The sequence below is a fragment of the Parabacteroides sp. PH5-46 genome (assembly GCF_029892785.1).
Taxonomy (GTDB): domain Bacteria; phylum Bacteroidota; class Bacteroidia; order Bacteroidales; family Tannerellaceae; genus DFXE01.
This window is the reverse complement of record NZ_JARXXA010000013.1, coordinates 71,308-86,740: the sequence shown is the minus strand read 5'-3', so window position 1 is coordinate 86,740 and position 15,433 is coordinate 71,308. Positions and strand designations below refer to the sequence as shown.

The window sequence follows — 15,433 nt, the reverse complement described above, 5'->3', positions numbered from 1 at the left end:
CTCTAAAAGCCTAGTATGCTGTTTATATTGTTACAAGGTTTGCTTCGTGGGCCAAAATCCCAGGTTACCGATAGTAACAAAAGTGAATACCAGTCTTTATTTTTTAAAATACTGCCTTTTATATGATAGGGATCATCCAGTATGGCATTACTGTCGTCTGTTACATCGAAATTATCTCCGAATAGTTTACGGAACGACAATTCACATCCAAGATTGATCCGGTTCTTCAATTTATACTTTACGCCTACCCCCAAGGGAAGATTCAGCCCGGCAAACGTTTCTCCGTTACCCGGAGCTACTGTTAGCCCTAAACCAACCAATATATACGGCGAGAAGCGTTTCGTATTCATGTACGAAAACTTATCGCTGTAGGCAAAAAAGTTAAACTCAGCCTGCCCTCCCAGTTCAAACAAATTTCTGTCGAACGAAGCTTGTGCATTTCCCGGAAATACATTGTCCAAGCCGTCTGTACTTCCCGATACACGTGCCCACATCAGATTGGCTTTAATCGCCCACCTGAAATTGGCATTGTAGCGGAATACGCCGCCAAGCGCCGGATTAAGCCCTTTAAAAGGAGTGTTTTTATTTACATCACCCATGTAAAAAGCACCACCGGTCATTCCTCCGATTTCATACTTGTATTCCTGAGCCCTGAGAGCAGGAAATAATCCGATTAGCAGAATTATAAAGACAATTCGTTGAAAAAAAGTTGAAGTCATACCTTAGCTGTTAATTACAGTACCTTCTTTTTCTAACGTTAAATGTCTCATAAAATTATACCATTTAGAACTTTATCAGTCCTTGGTTGCCAAACGGTTGATGCGTCCCCGCCATATTTCATTTACGGATTTCGCGTCTTTGCTTGTTTTTCCTCCGAAAATAAGCATATAGTTGTTATTGTCAACATAAACAGATGAGAATCCCCTGGCTTTATATGCACTCGGGAATATGATCAATGTATCTTGTAAAGACCAGGTAATTCCATAGTCTGTAGATGTATAAATCTCTTTTGAAGGCTTTCCACCGGATTCGATACCACCGGCTAAGAACATTTTATCATCATATTTTGTAAGGATGATCCCTTCTTTTGGTTTGAAATAGCTTACTTTTTCATCGGAAAGGAGCGCCCATCTTTGTCCGTCCATGGTAGCCCAGGCGGTATTTGTTAATTCATCTTTACTGTTGCGGCCTCCTACAATCAGCAGGTATTCGTGATACATGTTATTATATGGGGCAGCACCAAAGCCCGTTAGAGGGAATCTTTCGGGAACGATACTTCCTTGTAGCCATTGCTGTTCTTTGTTCATTCCGGCAAAGTAAAGATTATCTTCAGCTTCTATAATGGCCGATAGAACAGGGGCCTGGTTGGTACCTTCGGCTACAGCTCCAAGCAGATACTTTACCGAAGGGGCGTTTGCTATGGCAGACCAGCTTAAGCCGTCTTCCGAGCCATAAAGCCCTCCGTTGGCAGAAGGTGCGTACAGCTTGCCGTTATATAAGGTCATTTGTGAAAGGGCAAGGTCTGCGGAAGGCAAACCTGTAAGCGAAAGCGCTTCCCAGTTTTTTGCATCTGTTATGGGAGAATGATATAGCTGGTAGCCGTTAGCCGTTTGAGTGTACATGAAGAATTCGTCTGTGCCATTCAATGGGTAGACTACTACTTTCTGCTCTTCTACAGCTTCAGGTAATGGATTGTTGGCATATAACTCCCATACCATAGAGTCCGGATCAACCTGGTGGATGTTTACCCAGGCTGTATATGTTTTCGTAGTAACGCCATCGTATGCATATGTCTTGAATTTGACAGGCTTTGAAAAGTCTAATGAGTCCGAACCGTTCCAGTAAAAAGAAGAGTCGGGGACTACTTCCATGGTGACTTCAGTACCCAATACCCCTGTAACATACGTTAACTTGCAGGATACCTTTTCTATTTCGGTGCCATAAGGCAGGGAATCCAGATTGAATATTTTCCCGTTAAGTTGGTCTATGGTAAATTTTACACTGCTTAGCCCGCTCACCGAATCATGAGAAAGGGTGAGTGAACGAATCTGTGCATCCTTTATTACTGTATAATCCGTATTCTCGTCATCCGAGTTCAAGCAAGACGCTAACAACAACGTAATACATCCTGTAATAAATAGTAATATTTTATTTTTCATCCAAAAACATAAGTTGGTTGCGTATTAAAGGACAAAAGTAGAAACATTTTTGGCTTTCTCCCCAAACAAACGCAATATTTATAATATTTTAGTGACGAATCAGTATTTTTTATAACTGATTTTTACGTGAATAAACGGTTACAACGTGTTCTTTGCCGTTTTCATCTATCCCAAAAGATACTTTTTTTAATACAATATCTTTCTGTAACTTAAAAGCAGGTGCTTTTACACCTTCACCTAATGCAATAGCAGCAGTTTCTATCTGTACCTCATCCCACAGTCCTGCTTGCAGAAAGTGGTTTAACAGATAGGCTCCTCCTTCTACCAGTAAGGAGTTGAGGCGCCGCCTATGCAGGTCTGCCAGTACTTGCTTCAATACATCTGCCGAATAGTCTATGTTTACGTATTCGACATTCTTATTGTTTTCTTTTTCTTTTCCGCTGTATAGTAACGTGGGAATATCTCCGTTCAGCAAATGATAATAAGCCGGGATGCTGAGTTCTCTGTCTAAGGCAATCCGTACGGGCGATTTGCCGCTCCAGTATCGTACATTAAGCGAAGGATTATCTAACAAGGCTGTACGTGTACCCACCATAATGGCATCTGTCTCGGCTCGTTTTTTATGTATCCGCTGAAGCATCTCCGGCGAAGAAAGTGTAACCGGGCGTTCGGAGGCATCTTTGCGCATACGGTCTATAAAGCCGTCGCTACTTTGTGCCCACTTTAGATATATGTAAGGACGCTTCAGGTGCATACTGGTCATAAATACCTTATTTGCCTCATACGATGCTTCTTGCATAACGCCTGTAACTACCTCCGTTCCGGCCTCTTGCAGCATGCGGATCCCGTTGCCGGATACCACAGGGTTGGGGTCTAAACATCCCACTACTACCCGGGGGATTTGCTTGCGGATAATGAGTTCTGAGCAGGGAGGGGTTTTTCCATAGTGTGAGCAAGGCTCCAGATTAACATATAAGGTTGCGTTTTTTAATAGTCTTTCATCACGTACAGAAGCTATTGCGTTTACTTCGGCATGTGCCTCTCCGTATTTCCGGTGAAAGCCTTCTCCTATGATTTTTCCCTGATGTACGATCACGGAACCTACCAGCGGATTAGGGCTTACTTTTCCCTCTCCGTGGCGTGCCAGTTCCAAGCATCGTAGCATATATTTGTCCTCTATCGGAATCATTCTTTTGCGTATCGCTGTTTTTACATTATTTTTGTAGTCAAATAACCAGTTATATATGACTGAAACCGTTTCCTATATAAACAACTCCCTGAAAGATTTGTATCCTCCCGGCGAGATACGAAGTTTCATTCGCCTGATCATAGAACACGTTTGCGGCCTGCAGCCCTATCAATACCTGGCAGGCAAAGGTAATGAATTATCCGGAACAAAGAAGGAGGAAATCCGGCAGATTGTTGAACGCCTGAAGCAATCGGAGCCTATCCAGTATGTGTTAGGAATAACGGATTTTTATGGCCTTACATTCAACGTAAATCCTTCGGTGCTTATTCCCCGTCCGGAAACGGAAGAGCTGGTAGATCGTATCGTGAATGAGCAAAGAGGCAAGGCGTTGCGTATCCTTGACATCGGGACAGGTAGTGGCTGTATTGCCATTGCTCTCAGCCGGAATCTTCCGGAATCCGAAGTGCTGGCTCTTGATGTATCGGAAGCCGCATTGCTTACGGCCCGGGAGAATAACCTTCTGAATAAAGCAACTGTTTCATTTATACAGGCGGATGTGTTGTCACCGGAGCAACTGATGACCGTTTTGCCGGCTTCGTTTGATGTATTGGTAAGTAATCCTCCTTATGTGTTGGATGCAGAGAAAGCTCTTATGGAAGCGAATGTATTAATGCATGAACCGGCGCAAGCCCTGTTTGTACCGGATGATGATCCTCTGCTGTTTTATCGTGCCATAGTCCGTTTGGGAAAGGAGAAACTAAGCAGAGGTGGTTTTATGTATCTGGAAATTAATGCTCAATGCGGAGGGGATACAGTGGCATTATTGCAGGAAGAAGGCTATGTAGATGTAGAACTGATCCGGGATTTGCAGGGAAAAGACCGGATGATTAAAGCCAGAAGATGAAACAGATCAGTGAACCAGAAATGATGCATCGCATGGCGGCCTGGTGCTCGTCGGCAGAAAGGTGTGAGCAGGATGTACGAACAAAAATTACAACTGCCGGTTTGCCTGCTGAAGCGGCGGATCGGATCATTACGCGATTAACGCAGGAGAAGTTCCTGAACGAACAGCGTTTTGCCCGCAGTTTTGTCAACGACAAGTTGCGCTTCAATAAGTGGGGGCGTGTTAAAATTGCCTATGAACTTGCCCGGAAAGGTATTTCTCCCTTCGTCAGGCAAGAAGCGTTGGAGGGCATTGATGAACAGGAATATACGGAAATACTCTATTCTTTATTGAAAAGTAAAAAGAAAACGGCCGGAGGAAAAGACGAACGGGATACCTGGTATAAACTGCTTCGTTTTGCATCGGGACGAGGTTTTGAGAGCCGGGAGGCAACGCTTTGCCTTCGTCGATTATTCAAAGGGAACGATTATGAAGAAGATATGGGATAATTTGTTAAGCCTCTTCTTTCCAAAACTTTGCCTATTGTGTAAAGTCCCTCTTGTACAGGGCGAAGAACATGTATGCCTGCTGTGTCTTTGCGACCTTCCTCATACCGGTTTCCATTTGCAGGAAGAAAATCCGGTGTTCCATCTTTTTACAGGTAAAACATCTGTAGTGCGGGCTGCTGCCTGGTTGTATTTTGAGAAAGGAGGGAAAGTGCAACGCATTATCCATTCGTTTAAATATCATGACAACAAAGACCTGGCGCGGCAGTTCGGACGACAAATGGCCATAGCGCTCCAATCCAGCCCGTATTACAAAGAAACAGACGTATTACTTCCCGTCCCCTTGCATCCCCGGAGAGAAAGAAAAAGAGGCTACAACCAGTCCGAATGGATATGCCGTGGCATGGCTTCTGTCTGGAACAAACCGCTCTGTACCGATGTGTTGAGACGCAAAACAGCCTCCGCCACCCAAACAAACCGTTCATTATACGACCGCTGGCTGAATATGCAGGAAATATTTGTCCTACACAATGAACACAGCCTTGAAGGCAAACATATCCTATTAATAGACGATGTAGTAACCTCCGGCTCAACTCTTTCCGCCTGCGCCAATCTTCTACTCACAATCCCAAACGTTAAAGTAAGTATCTTATCCCTTGCCGTAGCTTGAATGCTAAAAGAAAAGGGGTATCTCTAGTAATATCTGTAGCTGTAAAATTTTAATCTTGCAGGATGAACAATTATGGTTATATATGTCGCATAGCGACTAGATGTTATTAGGCAGGGTGCGCCAGCCCCTGTATTTAATAGGTCAAACCCAATATATGCATGCCGTAGGTATGCAACATATCGCCCCGCATGTATTGGTGGAGGCTGTTTACTTTTAGACCGAATCCATTCATGCAATAGGGAGCTGCATATGGCGGCAAAAGTATGAAAAAAACACTAAAAAACACAGAGTGTCCCTTTTGTCGGAAAATATCCTGTTTTTTTTATCACCCACATGTTACCTCTCACCTAAAACTATTACATTTGTGGGCTGAAATTTATAAATCAACCAAGTATATGCAGAAACCGTCAATACCGAAAGGGACAAGGGATTTTTCGCCGGAGGAAATGGCGAAGCGAAACTATATTTTTAATACCATCCGTGAAGTGTATCACTTGTATGGTTATCAGCAGATAGAGACGCCTGCTATGGAGAATCTTTCTACCTTGATGGGGAAATATGGCGAGGAAGGAGACAAGCTGCTATTCAAAATATTAAACTCTGGTGATTGCCTGGCAGGCCTGACGGATGCCGAATTGCTAGAACGGAATTCTGCAAGATTTGCATCGAAAGCCTGTGAGAAAGGACTACGTTATGATCTTACGGTGCCTTTTGCTCGCTATGTGGTACAGCATCGAAATGATATTACGTTTCCCTTCAAGCGATATCAGATACAACCTGTCTGGCGTGCCGATCGTCCGCAAAAAGGACGTTATCGTGAATTTTACCAATGTGATTCGGATGTGGTAGGCTCTGATTCATTGATGAATGAAGTGGAACTGATACAGATAATGGATGAAGTATTTCGCCGTTTTGGAATTCACGTCATTATTAAAATGAACAACCGGAAAATCCTGTCCGGTATTGCCGAGATTATAGGTGAGGCTGAAAGGATTGTCGATATAACAGTTGCGATTGATAAGCTGGATAAGATCGGCCTGGAAAATGTAAATGAGGAATTTCGTGGCAAAGGCTTGTCTGAAAAGGCAATTGCAGCTTTGCAGCCGATTATTATGTTGAGCGGGAGTAATCAGGAGAAGGCTGCCCGTTTGAAAGAAGTGCTGGCTGCTTCGGAAACAGGATTGAAAGGGGTGGAGGAAATGGAATTCGTTTTTGAACGCCTGAAGTGTGTGGAGCTACAGGCTCCTCTGGAATTGGACCTTACCCTCGCGCGCGGACTTAATTATTATACCGGAGCGATCTTTGAGGTAAAAGCAATGGATGTTCAAATAGGAAGTATTACCGGTGGAGGGCGTTATGATAACCTGACCGGGGTATTTGGCATGGAGGGTGTATCCGGTGTAGGTATGTCGTTCGGAGCAGACCGTATCTTTGACGTGCTGAACCAATTAGACTTGTATCCGGCTGATTCGTTACAGACTACTCAGCTGATGTTCGTAAATTTTGGAGAAAAAGAAGAAGCATACTTGCTTCCGTTACTCTCCCGGGTGCGTGCTGCCGGTATCCGTACAGAATTGTATCCGGAAGCTGCCAAAATGAAAAAGCAAATGGGCTATGCCGATGCAAAGAAAATACCTTTCGTGGCATTGGTGGGCGAAAATGAAATGGCAGATGCTAAGGTGAACCTGAAGAATATGATAACAGGGGAACAGTCGTTACTGACGATTGAGGAATTGATTCAGCAATTCTGATTCTGCCAAAACGTCACAGTGAATGTCAGGCAAAATAACATCCTGTCAGTTTGAAAAGATTGGCACAGATTTCGCATAAGCTTAGACAAAAAATGACTACATAATCAATTACAAACAATTAAAAAATAACAAAAATGAAGATTAAGCCATTAGCAGACAGAGTGCTGGTTAAGCCTGCTGCAGCAGAAGAAAAAACAGTTGGTGGAATCATTATTCCTGATTCGGCAAAAGAAAAACCTTTGAAAGGTGAAGTGGTAGCCGTAGGTAACGGTACAAAAGATGAGGATATGATTGTAAAATCTGGTGATTGTGTGTTATACGGCAAATATGCCGGAACAGAACTTGAGTTGGAAGGCGAGCAGTATCTGATTATGCGTCAATCTGATATTTTAGCAATTATTTAAAATAAAATAGATAGTAAACAATTATGGCAAAAGAAATCAAATTCAATATGGAAGCCCGCGACCTTTTGAAAAAAGGTGTAGATGAGTTGGCTAATGCAGTGAAAATAACACTGGGTCCTAAAGGACGTAATGTGATTATCGAAAAGAAATTCGGTGCTCCTCAGATAACTAAAGACGGTGTAACAGTTGCAAAAGAAATAGAACTTTCATGTGCGTATGAAAACATGGGAGCTCAGTTGGTGAAGGAAGTTGCTTCCAAAACAAATGACAATGCTGGTGACGGTACTACTACTGCAACGGTTTTGGCACAGTCTATTATCGGAGTAGGTTTGAAGAATGTTACTGCAGGCGCTAATCCTATGGATTTGAAACGTGGTATCGACAAAGCGGTTGTCAAGGTAGTAGAATCTATCGCTTCTCAGGCTGAAGCTGTAGGTGATAGCCTTGAGAAAATTGAGAATGTAGCGAAAATTTCCGCTAATGGCGATGAGAGTATCGGCAGACTGATTGCCGAAGCAATGAAGAAAGTGAAAACAGAAGGTGTTATCACAGTAGAAGAAGCAAAAGGTACAGAAACTACAGTTGAAGTAGTGGAAGGTATGCAGTTCGATCGTGGCTATATCTCTCCTTATTTTGTAACAGATACGGAAAAGATGGAAGCTCAGATGGAAAATCCGTATATTCTGATTTACGAAAAGAAAATCTCTGTATTGAAAGAATTGCTTCCGATCCTGGAACAAACTGTACAGACAGGTCGTCCGATGTTGATCATTGCTGAAGATATCGATAGCGAAGCATTGGCTACATTGGTAGTGAACCGCTTGCGTGGTTCTTTGAAGATTTGCGCAGTGAAAGCTCCGGGCTTTGGCGATCGTCGCAAAGCAATGTTGGAAGATATCGCTATACTGACAGGTGGTACCGTGATTTCTGAAGAAACAGGTATGAAACTGGAAGGTGCTACAATGGATATGTTGGGTACAGCTGAAAAGGTGACTGTAAACAAAGATAATACTACTATTGTAAATGGTGCCGGCGACAAAGCTGCGATCCAGGCTCGTATCGGTCAGTTGAAGTCTCAGATCGAATCAACTACATCAGACTACGACAAAGAAAAACTGCAGGAACGTCTGGCTAAAATGGCTGGTGGTGTAGCTGTTCTTTACGTAGGTGCTCCTTCAGAAGTAGAAATGAAAGAAAAGAAAGACCGTGTGGATGATGCTTTGAGTGCTACTCGTGCTGCTATTGAAGAAGGAACAGTGCCTGGTGGTGGTGTTGCTTATATCCGTGCGATTGCTACTCTTGAAGGAATGAAGGGTGACAACGAAGATGAAACAACCGGTATTGAAATAGTAAAACGTGCTATTGAAGAACCGCTTCGTCAGATTGTAGCCAATGCAGGCAAAGAAGGTGCCGTAATCGTTCAGAAAGTAAAAGAAGGTAAAGGCGATTATGGTTACAATGCACGTCTTGATGTATACGAAAACTTGTGCAAGACAGGTGTTATCGACCCAGCAAAAGTAACTCGTGTAGCGTTGGAAAATGCAGCTTCTATTGCAGGTATGTTCCTGACTACCGAATGCGTAATAGCCGAAAAGAAAGAAGACGCTCCGGCAATGCCGATGAACCCTGCTGGTATGGGTGGCGGCATGGGCGGCATGATGTAATTTAAAAAAGGAGAAGCAAAACGCTTCTCCTTTTTTATGCAGTACGCAGAACGGAATACGTAGAACGGGAAATTCATACCCTCAAAGGGGAAAAAGCGTTCTGCGTGTTCCGTTCTGCGTACTGCGAAAAAAGCATTGCTATATAAAGAGGAAGAGGCTTGCTGCCATGACAACCATACCGGCTACCAAACCGAGGATGGAAAGGTGGTGCTCTCCGTATTTTTGAGCGCTGGGAAGAAGTTCATCCATTGAGATGAAGACCATGATGCCAGATACGGCGGCCAGTATAAATCCGTTGATGGAAGGAGTCCAGAAAGGCATAAGGATCAGAAAGCCAACCAAGGCGCCAATCGGTTCGGCCATGCCAGAAAGGAAGGAAAGAAAAAATGCCTTTTTTTTGTTTCCCGTAGCCTGATAAATAGGTACAGATACGGCTATACCTTCGGGGATGTTGTGAATGGCAATAGCAAATGTGATGGGGAGAGCTACCTCAAGGCTGTTTAAAGCAGACGTAAACGTAGCGATACCTTCCGGAAAGTTGTGAATACCAATAGATAAAGCCACCAGTAGACCGGTTCTTTTCAGACCGGCCTGCTTTTTATCCAATTCGGAAATATCCTTCATTTCGTGCGGGTTTTTATCTTCCGGAATCAAAAAATCTATCAGGTTGATGAATCCCATCCCTCCAAAGAACGCCAAAAGCAGATAGAGTGTGCCGGTTCGTTCACCAAAATGCTCGATAAGCCCGGCTTTGGCCTCCGACATCATTTCCATAAAAGAAACATAGATCATAACACCGGCTGAAAACCCCAATGCCGTGGATAAGAATTTAGTGTTTGTGCGCTGGGTGAAAAATGCCATAATACTACCTATGCCGGTCGATAATCCGGCAATAAGTGTCAGCCCGAAAGCGGTTAATATCGTTTGAGTATCCATAAAGACTTACTTTGTAAAACAAAAGTAAGAAGTTTTTAATATATTTACAGCCAAAAGACGGATAATGCAACAATATACGGAAGATGAACTTGTAGCGCGTTTGCGGGAACCTGCCTCCCAAAGGGATGCATTTTCCTATGTCGTCGGTATGTATAGCGAGAAGTTATATTGGCAAATTCGTAAAATGGTATTGAGCCATGATGATGCGAATGATATATTGCAGAACACTTTTCTTAAGACATGGATGAACATAGAGCATTTCAGAGGCGAAGCCAAATTGTCTACCTGGCTGTACAAGATAGCCATTAATGAATGTATTACTTTTTTAAACAAGCAACGCAATATAAATAATGTGTCAATTGATGATACGGATGTGTTCTTGCTGGAGCGCTTAAAAGGAGATGAATATTTTGACGGAGACGCAGCGCAGATGAAACTGCAGGAAGCCATTCTGACGTTACCGGAAAAACAGCGGCTTGTTTTCAATATGAAGTATTTTGACGAAATGAAATACGACGAAATGTCGGATATACTCGGAACCTCGGTCGGAGCTCTGAAAGCCTCTTACCATCATGCGGTAAAAAAAGTAGAGGAGTTTTTAACAAAAGACCTTTAAACCTTTTGTTTGTTGTATTGTCAAAGACTATAAAAAGCATAAAATAGTATGAAAAAAGAGTTAAAAGATATTGAGCTTCTAAAAGGGGGAAATTCATTCAAGGTGCCAGAAGGTTATTTTGAGAGTTTTACGTCCCGGATGATGGAACAGCTCCCGGAGAAGACGTATAGTGCGCCGAAAAAGGTCACCATGCTCGATCGTGTCCGGCCTTGGCTCTATATGGCTGCTGTGTTTGCGGGCTTAGGTCTGTTCTTTAAAGCCATCGTAGGGATAGATAGCTCTACGCAATTAGCGCACACGGATACATTGGCGATACAATCCACTGTTACTACGCCGGTGCTTGCTACATTGCAGGGAGATGAAGAGGAGGAGTATTTGGAATATCTCGAAAACCAATATACAAGTTATATTTTAGCAGAAGAATTAAGCAATTACGAATAAAATGAATGGGAAAATGAGGTTTTTAGGATATTTTTGTAATATTCTTTGTAAGAATCAAATATTTATTCTTACATTTGTGGCGGTTATGATTTTATCCCCTTTGGGAATAGACGCTCAGGAGAAAGGTAGGCCTGAAAGACAATTTGATAAAGAAGTGTTTTTGGCAAAAAAAAGAGCTTTTATCACAGCAGAACTTTCCCTTACCCCTGAAGAGGCCGCAGATTTTATGCCTTTGTGTGAAGAGTTACAACAGAAGAAATTCGAAGCAGGGCACAAATGCCGCAAAATTTCCAAAGAAATGAAATCAAAGACAAGTCCGACTGATGTAGAATATGTTCAGGTAATTGACGAATGTTTGAATGTAGGTCTGAAAGAAGCAGAGTTGGAAAAAGAATATTACGAGAAATTTAAAAAGATACTTCCCCCGGCAAAACTGTATAAATACAGAGATGCGGAATTTAAGTTCGCACGTGAATTTATGAGAGGGTCGAGGGAGAAAAGAAATAACAACAAAGATAGATAAGGATATTATCATTATTTGTGTTTTTTGTTTAGATTTAGTTTTGGCGTTTAAGTTAAGGGAGGGGTGGCGACGTGATGTCGGTTCCCCTTTTGTTTTTTTGTTCTTCAAAATCTGTTTTTAAACACTACAATTTATTATCTTTGTGGCTGGAAATGTTCACTACATTATTTAATATATATAAAGTATGGAAATCGTAAAAGTATTAGGAAGAGAGATTTTAGATTCGCGTGGTAATCCTACTGTGGAAGTAGACGTTCTTTTGGAGTCGGGCGCTTTCGGGCGTGCAGCTGTTCCTTCAGGAGCTTCAACTGGTGAAAATGAAGCCATCGAACTTCGTGACGGTGACAAAAAACGTTATGGAGGTAAAGGTGTTCTTAAAGCTGTTGAGAATGTAAACAAAGTAATTGCTCCGGCTATTTCCGGTATGAGCGCTTTGAATCAACGTGAGATTGACTATAAGCTTTTGGAACTTGATGGAACAAAGACTAAATCAAAATTAGGTGCTAACGCTATGTTAGGAGTTTCTTTGGCTGTTGCTAAAGCTGCTGCAAACTATCTTGATTTGCCTCTTTACCGTTATATCGGTGGTACTAACGCTTACGTTATGCCGGTTCCTATGATGAATATCATCAACGGAGGTTCTCACTCTGATGCTCCTATTGCATTCCAGGAATTTATGATTCGTCCGGTAGGCGCTAAGAGCTTCCGTGAAGGATTACGTATGGGTGCTGAAGTGTTCCATGCTTTGAAGAAAGTATTACACGATCGAGGCTTGAGTACTGCTGTAGGTGACGAAGGTGGCTTTGCTCCTACCTTGGAAGGTACTGAAGATGCTTTGAACTCTATCCTTACAGCTATTAAAGCTGCTGGATACGAGCCTGGAAAAGATGTGACAATTGCTTTGGACTGTGCCGCTTCTGAATTTTATGACAAGAAAGGTACATACGATTATAGCAAGTTTGAAGGTGCAAAAGGCGCAAAACGTTCAGCTAAAGAACAAGTGGCTTTCTTGCAGGAACTGGTTGAGAAATTCCCTATTGACTCTATCGAAGACGGTATGGACGAAGGCGACTGGGAAGGCTGGAAGATGCTTACCGATGCTATCGGCTCAAAATGTCAGCTAGTAGGTGATGACTTGTTCGTAACTAACGTAGAATTCCTGAAGAAAGGTATTCAAAGCGGTTGCGCTAACTCAATCCTGATTAAAGTAAACCAGATTGGTACATTAACAGAAACGTTAGACGCTATCGAAATGGCTCACCGCAACGGATACACATCTGTAACTTCACACCGCTCAGGTGAGACAGAAGATGCTACAATTGCTGACATCGCTGTTGCTACTAACTCAGGACAAATCAAGACTGGTTCACTGAGCCGTTCTGACCGTATGGCAAAATACAACCAACTTCTCCGCATCGAAGAAGAACTGGGTAACTTGTCTGTTTACGGATATGCTAAACTGAAATAATCTCAGTAAAATATAAAACGAAAAGAGAGGCCTTTTGGGTCTCTCTTTTTTTATGAAAGTATGTAGCGTAGTTGATCTAATATGAGGGGGACTTCTGACTCTTCAATGCCTGCTATCACCAGGTCGGGGATGTCTTGTATGAACTGTTCCCTGAACTTTTGAAAATCATTATCTTCCTGTTGGATTGCCTGCTTGTAGTAGTCGATGGCGCCTTTAATATTTTGCAAGGCCCACTCGGTATGTCCGGCATTCAGGAAGTCTTGCATGTTCGGTTGATTCGTGAGTATCTTATGATAGTAGTTGCGCGCCTGATCGTATTTGCCGGTCAGGAATGAGCACCATGCGATCGGTCGCCAAGCCTTATGGCTCTTTGTATCGAGGTATTCTACCTTGAAATAATACTTCAGAGCCTCGGTGTAATTCTTAAGTTCCAGATGGCAGTGTCCGATGCTGATCTGCACTGATAGGTCGTCCGGACTTAGTTCTTCGTAACGGCGATAGTATTCCAGGGCTTCTTCCAGCTGTTTTAGCGAACGGTAGCATCCTGCAATCCTGCGGATGGTCCATTTGCTGTCCGGGTTCAATAGGTCGGCATATAGGTATGCGTCTAAGGCTCCGTCCATATCTCCTGTCATTTGCTTGCAATAGCCGATTTTTTGGAAAAGGATATCGCTCTCTTTGTTCAGGTTTGACAGATGATTGAATATTACCAAGGCATCTTCGAAATAGTGCTTCCGGAGGTAGTATTCGGCAATCGTTGTCAGGCTCTCCTGATCGGATATGTATGGCTGAAAAATCGGAAGATTATGGAAGTCGAGCGGCAGACTGAATATATCGTCAAAATCAAGACGGGAAGGATATAATTTGTAAAACCGATATAAATCCTGAACATACTGTCCGGCTATGGCTTCGAATTTGATTCGTTTGCTAACAAGGTCTTCTTTTTTCTGCTGAATCATCTCGGCAGCCTGACTATTGAATTGCCCGGCCATCATTTTGCGGGCAGCTTCCGGTAGTTGCATCATGCTGAAGTAGAGCGAGTACTTGTCGGAATTGCACATAAAGGATGCATCGGTCATAATTTCGAGAACTTCCTTCTCGCTGTTTTCCTGTTTGAATTTGCCTCCGAATGACGAATGATCCGGTGTGAAAGGCAAGAACCAGTTACTCAACTCGCGGAAGAATGGGAAATTCTTCAGATGGACGAATGTAGAGTGCATAATGTCTGCCCCTTCCTGTTGCAACTCGCCAAATTCCTCCATTTTCTTACCTAATGCGCTGTCGGCAAAAAGATCTTGCCAGTCGGGATTCATCTCGTCTCCTAAGTGTTCGGGAGAGAAATCGCTCAGGTTTATCTTTTTACTGATCTTCGGGCTTAGTTTGATCATCTCGGGGATGATTTCGTCTTGTAGCTTCCGGGATATCTTTTCTGTTTCCCTTGCCAGGATAAAGCGGAGCGTAATCGTAAGGATTGCGTTGGTGAATCCCGGCTCTTCGGCAGCTGTAGCCAGCCGGTTCTCTATCTGTGGATATAAGGGAGTGCGTTTTTTGTATATATATAATGAAAGCAATACGCTGATAAGGGCGCGAACTCTTACTTCCTTTTCAGCCGATACACTGGCGGCGTCAAATAATAAAAGTAGCTTTTCTTTGTCGAATGCCGTCTGCATACCCAAGAACAAGGCAGACACGATCTGGCAGCCTGCGGTAAAGGGCAACAAGGTATCGTCTAATATCTGTTTGATCGCCAGGCTTTCTTCGGGAGTAAGCGGGTCGGACACCCAGATTTTATTGAACAGGAGCGACAGAGTCGTTTCATACTCTACATCATTATTTGTTTCGGAGTAAGTAGACAATCGCTTGTATAGGTCGGTATAAGAAGATTTGGGCAAAACCTGTAAACTACGTCTCCGGTTGTAGAAAATGTGCGATGATTCCACTGCCAGTAACTTATGTTTAATCTGATCGGACAGTTCATAAGTAGAAGCTTGCAGGTTCAGATAGATAGATTCCTGCATCGGATCCTTTACGCCCTCCATCCGGTAGCGCAGCATGTACTGATAGGTTTCCTGCAGCTCGTTTAGTTTTTCCTGAAACGTATAATCATCACTTCCCGCTATAAGCGCCTGTAAAGTATCGAAAGCGCTCTTTAATTCTTTGTTGTCTAACGAACCAATGGTTCGGTTATATGCCTTATTTATTTGTTCTATTGTCATATCTTGT

The 15,433-nt window shown here is 42.9% G+C and carries 15 protein-coding genes; 10 read left to right on the top strand and 5 right to left on the bottom strand.

Annotation, left to right across the window (positions count from 1 at the left end):
• Positions 1-2: 2 nt before the first annotated feature.
• The 3 genes from M2470_RS13595 to ribD form a co-directional block, all read right to left on the bottom strand.
• Positions 3-719 (bottom strand): DUF6089 family protein, encoded by a 717-nt coding sequence (locus M2470_RS13595; RefSeq protein WP_280745545.1) that lies wholly within the window; start codon positions 717-719, stop codon positions 3-5.
• Positions 720-794: 75 nt separating this feature from the next.
• Entirely contained in the window at positions 795-2,159 is a 1,365-nt protein-coding gene (locus tag M2470_RS13590; RefSeq protein ID WP_280745544.1) for a DUF6242 domain-containing protein, read from the bottom strand.
• Positions 2,160-2,268: 109 nt separating this feature from the next.
• Entirely contained in the window at positions 2,269-3,348 is a 1,080-nt protein-coding gene (ribD, locus tag M2470_RS13585; protein ID WP_280745543.1) for a bifunctional diaminohydroxyphosphoribosylaminopyrimidine deaminase/5-amino-6-(5-phosphoribosylamino)uracil reductase RibD, read from the bottom strand.
• A gap of 55 nt (positions 3,349-3,403) precedes the next feature.
• Here ribD and prmC point away from each other — a divergent pair, with 55 nt between their 5' ends.
• The 6 genes from prmC to groL all read left to right on the top strand — a co-directional run bounded on the left by prmC (position 3,404) and on the right by groL (position 9,226).
• Positions 3,404-4,252: a peptide chain release factor N(5)-glutamine methyltransferase gene (gene prmC / locus M2470_RS13580; protein ID WP_280745542.1), complete on the top strand. Its 849-nt coding sequence runs from the start codon at positions 3,404-3,406 to the stop codon at positions 4,250-4,252.
• On the top strand, positions 4,249-4,740 hold the full coding sequence (locus tag M2470_RS13575) for a regulatory protein RecX (protein ID WP_280745541.1): 492 nt from the start codon (positions 4,249-4,251) through the stop codon (positions 4,738-4,740). The genes prmC and M2470_RS13575 overlap by 4 nt, the downstream gene beginning before the upstream one ends.
• Entirely contained in the window at positions 4,721-5,407 is a 687-nt protein-coding gene (locus M2470_RS13570) for a ComF family protein (protein WP_280745540.1), read from the top strand. The genes M2470_RS13575 and M2470_RS13570 overlap by 20 nt, the downstream gene beginning before the upstream one ends.
• A gap of 395 nt (positions 5,408-5,802) precedes the next feature.
• Positions 5,803-7,158: a histidine--tRNA ligase gene (gene hisS / locus M2470_RS13565; protein WP_280745539.1), complete on the top strand. Its 1,356-nt coding sequence runs from the start codon at positions 5,803-5,805 to the stop codon at positions 7,156-7,158.
• 134 nt (positions 7,159-7,292) lie between these two features.
• Entirely contained in the window at positions 7,293-7,562 is a 270-nt protein-coding gene (locus tag M2470_RS13560) for a co-chaperone GroES (RefSeq protein WP_280745538.1), read from the top strand.
• Positions 7,563-7,585: 23 nt separating this feature from the next.
• The gene (gene groL / locus M2470_RS13555) at positions 7,586-9,226 is read left to right on the top strand and encodes a chaperonin GroEL (RefSeq protein WP_280745537.1); all 1,641 of its coding nucleotides are present in this window, start codon (positions 7,586-7,588) and stop codon (positions 9,224-9,226) included.
• 138 nt (positions 9,227-9,364) lie between these two features.
• On the opposite strand, the gene zupT is transcribed toward groL, so the two are convergent.
• Positions 9,365-10,162, bottom strand: a complete 798-nt coding sequence (gene zupT / locus M2470_RS13550; RefSeq protein WP_280745536.1) for a zinc transporter ZupT — start codon at positions 10,160-10,162, stop codon at positions 9,365-9,367.
• A gap of 64 nt (positions 10,163-10,226) precedes the next feature.
• On the opposite strand from zupT, the gene M2470_RS13545 reads away from it, so the two are divergent.
• The 4 genes from M2470_RS13545 (at position 10,227) to eno (ending at position 13,210) form a co-directional block, all read left to right on the top strand.
• Positions 10,227-10,778 (top strand): sigma-70 family RNA polymerase sigma factor, encoded by a 552-nt coding sequence (locus M2470_RS13545; protein ID WP_280745535.1) that lies wholly within the window; start codon positions 10,227-10,229, stop codon positions 10,776-10,778.
• Between the two features lie 48 nt (positions 10,779-10,826).
• A complete protein-coding gene (locus M2470_RS13540) occupies positions 10,827-11,219 on the top strand; it encodes a hypothetical protein (protein ID WP_280745534.1) in 393 nt (130 codons plus the stop codon).
• Positions 11,220-11,232: 13 nt separating this feature from the next.
• Entirely contained in the window at positions 11,233-11,742 is a 510-nt protein-coding gene (locus M2470_RS13535; protein ID WP_280745533.1) for a hypothetical protein, read from the top strand.
• 184 nt (positions 11,743-11,926) lie between these two features.
• Positions 11,927-13,210 carry a phosphopyruvate hydratase gene (eno, locus tag M2470_RS13530; RefSeq protein ID WP_280745532.1) on the top strand — a complete coding sequence of 428 codons (1,284 nt, stop codon included), beginning with the start codon at positions 11,927-11,929 and terminating at the stop codon, positions 13,208-13,210.
• Positions 13,211-13,260: 50 nt separating this feature from the next.
• On the opposite strand, the gene M2470_RS13525 is transcribed toward eno, so the two are convergent.
• Complete coding sequence (locus M2470_RS13525; protein ID WP_280745531.1) at positions 13,261-15,426, bottom strand: tetratricopeptide repeat protein; 2,166 nt, start codon at positions 15,424-15,426, stop codon at positions 13,261-13,263.
• Between the last annotated feature and the right edge of the window lie 7 nt (positions 15,427-15,433).

Bases quoted from the DNA above. Each gene is read 5' to 3' on its own strand.
- M2470_RS13595 (WP_280745545.1), bottom strand. From the start codon at position 719: ATGACTTCAACTTTTTTTCAACGAATTGTCTTTATAATTCTGCTAATC.
- M2470_RS13590 (WP_280745544.1), bottom strand. From the start codon at position 2,159: ATGAAAAATAAAATATTACTATTTATTACAGGATGTATTACGTTGTTG.
- ribD (WP_280745543.1), bottom strand. From the start codon at position 3,348: ATGATTCCGATAGAGGACAAATATATGCTACGATGCTTGGAACTGGCA.
- prmC (WP_280745542.1), top strand. From the start codon at position 3,404: ATGACTGAAACCGTTTCCTATATAAACAACTCCCTGAAAGATTTGTAT.
- M2470_RS13575 (WP_280745541.1), top strand. From the start codon at position 4,249: ATGAAACAGATCAGTGAACCAGAAATGATGCATCGCATGGCGGCCTGG.
- M2470_RS13570 (WP_280745540.1), top strand. From the start codon at position 4,721: ATGAAGAAGATATGGGATAATTTGTTAAGCCTCTTCTTTCCAAAACTT.
- hisS (WP_280745539.1), top strand. From the start codon at position 5,803: ATGCAGAAACCGTCAATACCGAAAGGGACAAGGGATTTTTCGCCGGAG.
- M2470_RS13560 (WP_280745538.1), top strand. From the start codon at position 7,293: ATGAAGATTAAGCCATTAGCAGACAGAGTGCTGGTTAAGCCTGCTGCA.
- groL (WP_280745537.1), top strand. From the start codon at position 7,586: ATGGCAAAAGAAATCAAATTCAATATGGAAGCCCGCGACCTTTTGAAA.
- zupT (WP_280745536.1), bottom strand. From the start codon at position 10,162: ATGGATACTCAAACGATATTAACCGCTTTCGGGCTGACACTTATTGCC.
- M2470_RS13545 (WP_280745535.1), top strand. From the start codon at position 10,227: ATGCAACAATATACGGAAGATGAACTTGTAGCGCGTTTGCGGGAACCT.
- M2470_RS13540 (WP_280745534.1), top strand. From the start codon at position 10,827: ATGAAAAAAGAGTTAAAAGATATTGAGCTTCTAAAAGGGGGAAATTCA.
- M2470_RS13535 (WP_280745533.1), top strand. From the start codon at position 11,233: ATGAGGTTTTTAGGATATTTTTGTAATATTCTTTGTAAGAATCAAATA.
- eno (WP_280745532.1), top strand. From the start codon at position 11,927: ATGGAAATCGTAAAAGTATTAGGAAGAGAGATTTTAGATTCGCGTGGT.
- M2470_RS13525 (WP_280745531.1), bottom strand. From the start codon at position 15,426: ATGACAATAGAACAAATAAATAAGGCATATAACCGAACCATTGGTTCG.